Source organism: Photobacterium proteolyticum, from assembly GCF_001939735.1.
Lineage (GTDB): Bacteria > Pseudomonadota > Gammaproteobacteria > Enterobacterales > Vibrionaceae > Photobacterium > Photobacterium proteolyticum.
This window is the reverse complement of record NZ_MJIL01000038.1, coordinates 26,884-34,702: the sequence shown is the minus strand read 5'-3', so window position 1 is coordinate 34,702 and position 7,819 is coordinate 26,884. Positions and strand designations below refer to the sequence as shown.

General features: G+C 34.2%; 8 protein-coding genes and 1 pseudogene. 1 reads left to right on the top strand and 8 read right to left on the bottom strand.

What is annotated here, in order from left to right; translation table 11 throughout:
* Positions 1 to 251: 251 nt before the first annotated feature.
* Both BIT28_RS01055 and BIT28_RS01050 read right to left on the bottom strand, forming a co-directional pair.
* Complete coding sequence (locus tag BIT28_RS01055) at positions 252 to 1,064, bottom strand: helix-turn-helix transcriptional regulator (protein ID WP_075761784.1); 813 nt, start codon at positions 1,062 to 1,064, stop codon at positions 252 to 254.
* Positions 1,061 to 1,741, bottom strand: coding sequence for a hypothetical protein (locus BIT28_RS01050; protein ID WP_075761783.1), 681 nt, complete (start codon positions 1,739 to 1,741; stop codon positions 1,061 to 1,063). Before BIT28_RS01050 ends, BIT28_RS01055 begins: the two co-directional genes overlap by 4 nt.
* Positions 1,742 to 2,008: 267 nt before the next feature.
* Between BIT28_RS01050 and BIT28_RS01045 the strand changes: the two are divergent.
* A pseudogene (locus BIT28_RS01045) lies at positions 2,009 to 2,814 on the top strand (transposase).
* A 108-nt stretch (positions 2,815 to 2,922) separates the two neighbouring features.
* Here BIT28_RS01045 and BIT28_RS01040 read toward each other — a convergent pair.
* The 6 genes from BIT28_RS01040 to BIT28_RS01015 are packed head-to-tail and all read right to left on the bottom strand — an operon-like array spanning position 2,923 to position 7,818.
* Entirely contained in the window at positions 2,923 to 3,525 is a 603-nt protein-coding gene (locus BIT28_RS01040) for an OmpA family protein (protein ID WP_075761782.1), read from the bottom strand.
* Positions 3,525 to 4,754, bottom strand: coding sequence for a TadE/TadG family type IV pilus assembly protein (locus BIT28_RS01035; protein ID WP_083651687.1), 1,230 nt, complete (start codon positions 4,752 to 4,754; stop codon positions 3,525 to 3,527). Before BIT28_RS01035 ends, BIT28_RS01040 begins: the two co-directional genes overlap by 1 nt.
* A 38-nt stretch (positions 4,755 to 4,792) precedes the next feature.
* On the bottom strand, positions 4,793 to 5,356 hold the full coding sequence (gene tadF, locus BIT28_RS01030) for a tight adherence pilus pseudopilin TadF (protein WP_175577476.1): 564 nt from the start codon (positions 5,354 to 5,356) through the stop codon (positions 4,793 to 4,795).
* A complete protein-coding gene (locus tag BIT28_RS01025; RefSeq protein WP_075761779.1) occupies positions 5,349 to 5,864 on the bottom strand; it encodes a TadE family protein in 516 nt (171 codons plus the stop codon). The genes tadF and BIT28_RS01025 overlap by 8 nt, the downstream gene beginning before the upstream one ends.
* On the bottom strand, positions 5,864 to 6,955 hold the full coding sequence (locus BIT28_RS01020; RefSeq protein WP_075761778.1) for a tetratricopeptide repeat protein: 1,092 nt from the start codon (positions 6,953 to 6,955) through the stop codon (positions 5,864 to 5,866). Before BIT28_RS01020 ends, BIT28_RS01025 begins: the two co-directional genes overlap by 1 nt.
* Positions 6,955 to 7,818, bottom strand: coding sequence for a type II secretion system F family protein (locus tag BIT28_RS01015; RefSeq protein ID WP_075761777.1), 864 nt, complete (start codon positions 7,816 to 7,818; stop codon positions 6,955 to 6,957). The genes BIT28_RS01020 and BIT28_RS01015 overlap by 1 nt, the downstream gene beginning before the upstream one ends.
* Position 7,819 lies beyond the last annotated feature (1 nt).

The following is a 7,819-nucleotide window of genomic DNA, read 5'->3' as shown; positions in this document are numbered from 1 at the left end:
GATGTAGCTCCGCTAATGAGGGAGCTATATCAATACCAAGTATTAATGGATAGCGGAATGTGGGGAGAAATTGGCGGTTACAGATAAAATAATACAAACAGAAAAACCCCGATAATAATCGAGGTAAGCAAATTAGATCAAAAAAAATATTACGTCACTTATCGAAAAAGTACTTGACTTTAAATTGACCTTATACTGATAAACTTTTCAAAATAATTCTCGAAATAGAACTAACAATGCTTAACCAACCATTAACTCTCACTTCTAAAGACTTTTCTATAATGGCTAGGTGAAACATCATGCGTTTTTTTGAAAACACTACTAAAATATGCTGCACTTTCAAAGCCACATTTTTCTGAAATTTGAGAGATATTTAAACAAGTAGACATTAAATATATTCTTGCTCTTTTCAATCTAATCTGCTGAATTAAGTGGCTAAACTCTACATTTTCACTTCGCATTTTTCTTTGCAGAGTTGCTGTTGACATATTCAATCTCGCAGCTACTTCATTTAATTTCCATTTTAATCTAATATCCTTGGATACAATTTCTTCAACTTTATCAACGAATCTATCAGATAAAAAAGCTGTTTTAAATATTGATAATGACGAGAATTCAACAATAGAATGAATTAAAGAGAATGTAAGCCCTTCAATAATAACATCTTTATAAGTAAGACAACTATTAGTAACTTCAAATATTGACTTGATAATGCTTATTACTTTCGCCCCATCAAGGAAGTATTGATTACAACTACAGGTTCCTTCATTATTTAATTCTGAAATATCAATTCTACTAATAATATTTGCAAGGTGCTCCTTTTCAATAATAATAATCTCAAGTTCAATTGGTAAGTCATTTTTTGCATATATATCGGTGTGAACTTTTGTATAAGAGGGGACATAAATACAACTTCCATCATTTATCGAAAATGTTTTTCCTAAAAAAGATACGTGACCAGTTACATTTTTTAATCGAACAATCCTATGCTCTATAGCATAAAATTCACTATCTATTCTATTAGATTTCAGTGTAATTTTTTTTGCAATTACTACATTACTCATAAAAATAGACCATCATAATAATTAGCATTAAATATAAAACGATGTTGGGAATTATTTTCGAAACCTTTCAGAATAACACCAAATCGAGTATATTCAGTTAATAAAGGGAAAATGGAATTTATTATCATTTCATATTTTGATTTTTTCAAACAATCCGATATATCTACCTTTACCATGTCCCATTCGATAATACCAAAAGCCATATGTTTTTTTGAAGAATAACAAAGATAATCGCTCAGCCATAACTGTACACCGAACTTTCTTAAAAGTGATATGTTATCATTCAGTTCAATAGAGAATGGGTTAACATCAATAGCAATAACTTCGATAGCCAATTTTACTGGCACATGAAGTGTAACAAAGTGAATAAAGTCTAGATCACATAGTCTTGAAAGAGGTACATTTAGAGATACTAAAAAATCAGGGTACTGATCTGATAGATTTTTATGGTGTCCAAATTGCTCATGTGGGATTTTATAAATATTAACATCTTGCACAATATCTATACTCTCACTTTTGCAGTACACTCCTATATTCACCTCAAACGGAAAGTGTTTATAAATAACAGACTGTAAAATTGGCTGAAAAAAAAGATCAAATTCGGTTAACACCCCTGAACCTAGGTTAATTTTATGATTAGCATGATAACAACTTGTATACAGTGCAACTTTACTCATAATATAATTATTTTGCTTTTATAGCATATTATTCACTTAGCTATTATTAATAACATATATGAATAACACCAAACACTAATCATATAAACACAAAAAGTTGACGTAATAACTAAAATTAATGCAGAGTTAAGATCAATTGAAAGATCAAGATAGCCCTGTTTATAAGAAGATACCACCAGACTAAATGAACATTGTTGCATAGTTGCATTTCTATAAAATGTGCACTTACGATCTGAACAGAAATATTAAACGAAATTTATAGTCTTTATTCCGAAATCTCGCCTCAAAGAAGCTCACCGTAAACAGTATAACAACGCCTTGCTTAAGCGTGGTTCTTTAACATTCTGGATTGATAAGGAAGCGATAAAAAAGAGCAAGCAAAGCAAACATAACAAGCACGGTAATCAAGCCGATTCAGCGACTTTTTCATCACTAACGAACAGGTATTCTCTATGTCACTGAGTATGTTAAAAGGGCTTATTGGTACACCGTTCAAACTAGCTAACATCCCACTAGTCTGTACAAGCCACACTTGTATCAGCCGAAGAGCCAAACAAGTTGAGGGGTCGTTTACGAAAAAAGCATGATACTGCTAGAAAGCATAGAGTCTAAAGAAGACGGCATATCACAGTGGGTACCGGCACTCACGAAATAGTCGCGTCAGAACTAAGCTTATCGAATACCACTGATGCTGATGCTCTTCCGAACTTACTCGAGAATCATTGAAATACCTGGGTATGGAGTTTATAACACAAGGGATTACCACATTGCGATAAGGATTAAGCGAGCTATTCCGATCATTCCACTAAGAGAGGGTACCGCCTTGGCCACCCTTGGAATTTAGCCGTAGGTTACCAAAAGGTTTACGGCTCCAAAAAAGTGAAAAAGCGGTATGATAATCACAAGCGTTAGCTCTCTAAAACAACGATGTACCGAGTAAAACAGTTGCTAGCTGGGCATTTAGGCCTGAGAAATGACAATGTTCATATAGGTTAAAATTACGCCATATCAAAGCACTAAACAGACTTACAGAACTTGGTATGCCTGAGACTCAGTATCTTTTTAAAGCTTAAATTTCTTCTGTGAAATTTATTTTAATTTTGGATTAAATAAACTGTAATAATCAATAATATTAAAACTCAAAGATTACAACCAAAAAAATGTAAAAAATAACATTTTATTCATTCCACAGTTGAATTTAATATACGATTTTCAACTTCTACGGGTAAAATAACAACCCTCCTATTACAACCTAACTCCTTATTCTTTTTTTCGGTGCAAATTGGTGACATTTCACCCCAGTTTTTTTGTTTTAGTTTATAACCATCTACCATAATTTCATTTAGAAAACCCATCACTTCATTTGAACGTTTCCTCGACAATTCATAATTATAAGGTTTTTCTCCTACTTGGTCTGCATGTCCCTCAATCAGAATCTGAGATTCATTTTTTACTAACTTAGCATATTGTTTTAATATGTTTTTTTGTTCTTCATTAAGGCTATGACCATCAAAATCAAAAAGCAAAACTAATGACAGTGTACTTGGGTTAAAGTAACAGTTCTTTTCTTCAGTGATTTTTGTTTTTGCTAACTTGTTTTTAAATTCATTTTTGCCTTTGATAATTGATACCATCATTCCTTTTTCTTGGTAAGAAATTTCATACGAGTTGAACTTTTTACTATCACTGTAAATATCATCTAATTGCAAGCAGTTGGCTTTGACAAAACCAACAGGAAGCAACAATATTAATACAATAATTATAACCATCCATTTTATATCCATTACATCAGCCTTCCCGTTTCTTCATTAAGCAATTGAAGTATATATTTATAAACATGTTCTCCTTGGCTGGCATGGTAAATATTATTTTCTCCCATACACTGATAAAATCCATTTGTGTTTTTATCAAGGGAAAAGTCAATACCAATAACACCGCCTACAACCGATATATTTCCACCATGACGCGATAGTTTTCTTTTCATATTTTCAAACAACTTATCACACAGACCATTTTTAGCCAGTTTTTTTAGAAAGTTATCAGATTTATACATTGTTTGACCATCGTAAAACTCTCGAATATTATCCTTTCCATCGGACAAAACGATAAAAACTTGAACAGGGTTAAGATTTGTTGCTTGGTCAGAAACTACCGCAGCACGAAGCATACCTTGCCAAGAATGCGTTACCGCACGAAAACGACCACTTGCGATTGAAGATTCAACCTCTGAAATAAAATAATCATAATCATCAGTAAGTTGTACATCATTGAATGTTCTTGGTGCATAGGGATCATTTCCTTGAAAAAAATCATCTGCTTTAGGTTTTTCGTTAAACATTTCATTAACTGTTTTAGTAATACTTTTATATATATCCATGTCGTATATAATACGTTGCCCGTTTATATTTCTTACGTTATATTGATGATATCCAATTAGGGCAACACGACTTCTATCAGTGTTATAACGATTGAAGTCTTTCAAGTCTTCAATAACTTTTTTAAGTGTTGTTTTGACTACAGACAATTTTGTTTTCGTCTCTCCACTTTGCCACATATCACCCATTGATGAGCTAAAGTCAACAATGAAATAAATATCAACCGGTCTTGGAAGGTACCGCCTTGAGACTGATTGACTGTTAAGTTCAAACTCGGGTTCTATATTAACGTTTTCATAAAACATCCAGGCATCGTAACGAGCTTTCGCCCTAACCATCATTTCCCTGAAAGGCTCAGTCTCATCTCTTTTATCTAGACAGCCATTATTATCCGAACACTCCATATCTGTCATAGTAATAGATATTGTGCCTTTGTTATCATTAATATACCTGTCAATAATATTAGCTGCCAGCTCATTATGATCATCAGCTGTACCCTGTGTATCAGCAACAAGTGCCAAACTTGCAACTTCTGCTGCTTCGATAAGCCTTGCCTTTGCAAGCATTTGCTGCGACAACTGCACTGAGAAAGCCATAATCATAACCATGAATGGCAAAAAACCAACAAAAATGATCATAGCGGCACCTTTATGTTTATTCAAATTTCTTGACATTATCAAAAACGCGCAAATGAAAATGATGATGATACTAAATGAAACGGCGTTAACTCCGTGGCACCGATTACATTAAAGCTTGTGTGATAACATATAGAAACCTGATAAAGTGGCAGTTTTCTGTTTTTCGATGTTATTGGTGATAGAGACATAGTTTCCCCTTGAGCAAGCGATGGAAAATTACACCCATTAACGTCGCCTCTGCTTTTTCTCGTAAATTGAAATGTATTATTCAAAGGAATATACTCCTCAACCACGAAACCAAGTTCAGCTTCATCAAAATTACTGATCGTTCTTGTTAATGTTGATGACACAATACTAAACAGCGTATCAATATCATTAGGACATTTGCTTACAATACCATTTGATTCACACAATCCACCTTCATCACTATATAGTTGCTTTCTTTCCGATACTATTGATACTGCTGAATAACTGGCTCTATCAAGTGCGCTTTTCCTCGATAATGAAACCAAATAGTTAGCTTGTAATGCAAACACTGATGATATAAATATGAGTATCATTGCTAATTCTATCGTAAATACACCCTTACAGTTTCTATTCACAACTTCCACCATATTTATACTTGCATCGTTGAGACTCTTGTATTGCAATAATTTCTTTTTTAATACTAATACTTGGTAGTATAAAACTTAGGCTCGGTGTATAGTCATACTCCAAGCGATAAATAGCAATTGGTTTATTGTATGCATCCGAACTTATACCTGAACATGTTTCAATATCAGAATGATTTTCACTGCATTCACGTAAATCATCTAAATTATCAATAAATAACACATCAGCATTGTAAGTCGACTCTACAGTTCTATTCATCAATAAATTAAAAGTATTATTATTGAGCGACACCATAACCTGATTTTTAAACGCTTCCGTTTGTTCTTCATTAGCTGTATTTGTTCTCTTAGTTTCAGCTACAGCAGCCGCCAATGCATAATCCGCTGAAGTAACAGCAAACGTCATAAAACAAAGCTCAACAAAAGTCAGTAACATCATCAAAAGGACGGGTAAACCTAATGCTGTTTCAACAGTTACTGAACCTCTGACAATACGCATTAGCGAGCCTCTACATAGCAATTATGATACGTAGTGATAAACGCACCTTTTTCTTCAACTTGGTTTAACACTGTCTTCGCTTTTGTAAACGTTGATGAGGTTCCTACACAGTAACGAAATAATTCTCCGTCATAATGTACAAAAAGCGATCCGTACTTTCCCTTTAAACTTTTAATATACTCGTTTGGTAGAGGACGCTCCCAAGCAGTAACCTGAACACAGTATCTATTTTTCGCGTTTGGTGTCTTTTTATCAGTCTGATGAGCCGTGTTTTTAACATTTTCATTAATCAAGATATTGTTATTTACTGGTGTGTTTTTATTTATTTCAATTCGTTTATCAGTTTTTCCTATCTTATTATCAGCAGTTGATACATCATTCTTATTTTTATCTAACTCCACCAAAAGTCCAGACAGTCTATTCGTTGCTTCATCTTCTGGGTAGGTATATTTCAACACCTCTAATGCTACATCATTATTTCCGGCGTGAAGTGCTGCAAGTAAGAGATTAGATCGAATCTTATTATTCTCAGGTGCCGCTAAGAAATAGGGATGTAAATCATTAATAGCTCCCTGATAATCAGAGCTCAGTAACCTAACTACAGCCGTGTTATTAGCGACTTCCTGATCCGTTGCTCCATGTTTTCTTGCTTCTTTAAATGAGCTCAAAGCCTCAACATATTTTTTCTGATTGGCCCTTATTTTTCCTAACAAAATGTAATAATGCGATTTTTCCCCACCATTCTTCAGGTAGGAAGATAGATGTTCTTCACTAGATACAAGATCACCTTTTTGATAACTGAGATCAGCCATTGTCAACCGATAACCTGGTTTATCCATGTCTGAATCAACAAACAAGCTTGCGTATAACTCAGCTGACTTTACGTCATTGAGCTCAAGATAAGTATTAACAAGCTTGATTTTATAATCATCATTTGACCATAAATGACGCTTATAAAACTCTACAATAGCTTCCTTCTTGCCAGAAGATAAAATAATCTTTTCTTTTGTGGCAAGTTCATCCACTTGGTTTTTTGTAGTACATGCGCTCAGTGAAATATTCAGAAGTAATATAGCCAGAATACGTTTCATTAACCTAACATCCTCATAATTCCAGGTGCCGCGATCAAAACCACGATAGGAACCATAATAAATATGATCAGAGGAATAGACATTTTGGCTCCTAGCTTACCTATCTTTTCCTCCAATTCCATCATGTTGATTTCTCGAATTTCAGCAGATAAATTTGCCAGCACGGGCCCGACAGATGAACCATATTGTAAACTTTGGGAAAGAGTCATAACGAAGCTCTGTGCTTCACTAGTTGGAACCGTTTCATAAAATTCCTTTATTGCTTTTTCTATTCCGATAACACGAGCCCTTTCTACCGTTTTCATCACAACATATGCCAAATCACGATCTACCGTTACCAACTCTTTGGCTAAGTGCTCAAGGGTAGCCTCTATCGTCATTCCTGTATGAACACACATAGTCATAAGATCCAGCAAAAACGGCAGTCGGCCACTAATTCGTCTTATTCTTTTCTTGCCTAATGCATCAACATATATATCAGGGGCAATCAAAAACGTTATGGCAACTACTGAGATACTTACGATCATCAGTTGCAGGCTTGCATATCCTTTCAAAAAGGATATAACAATGACTATAAGAGACATGGTAAATGGAATAATTTTTATCAAATAGTACCGCCGCGCAACCCAAGTACTATAAATTCCCGCTGAAATCAGTTTTTTGTTCATTTCATTCTGATTAAAACTAAACCAGTCGACTGCTATTGACATTCGTTCAAGCCACTTCCTATCATCTTCGGTTTCACCTAAAAAACTATTGACATTCAACCGTGAAACCAATGCGTCCCAAAGCCTAAAGATGAGCAATGCTATCAATACTGAAATAATGACAGAAAAAACTAAAAAGTTGTTTTGCCATAACATG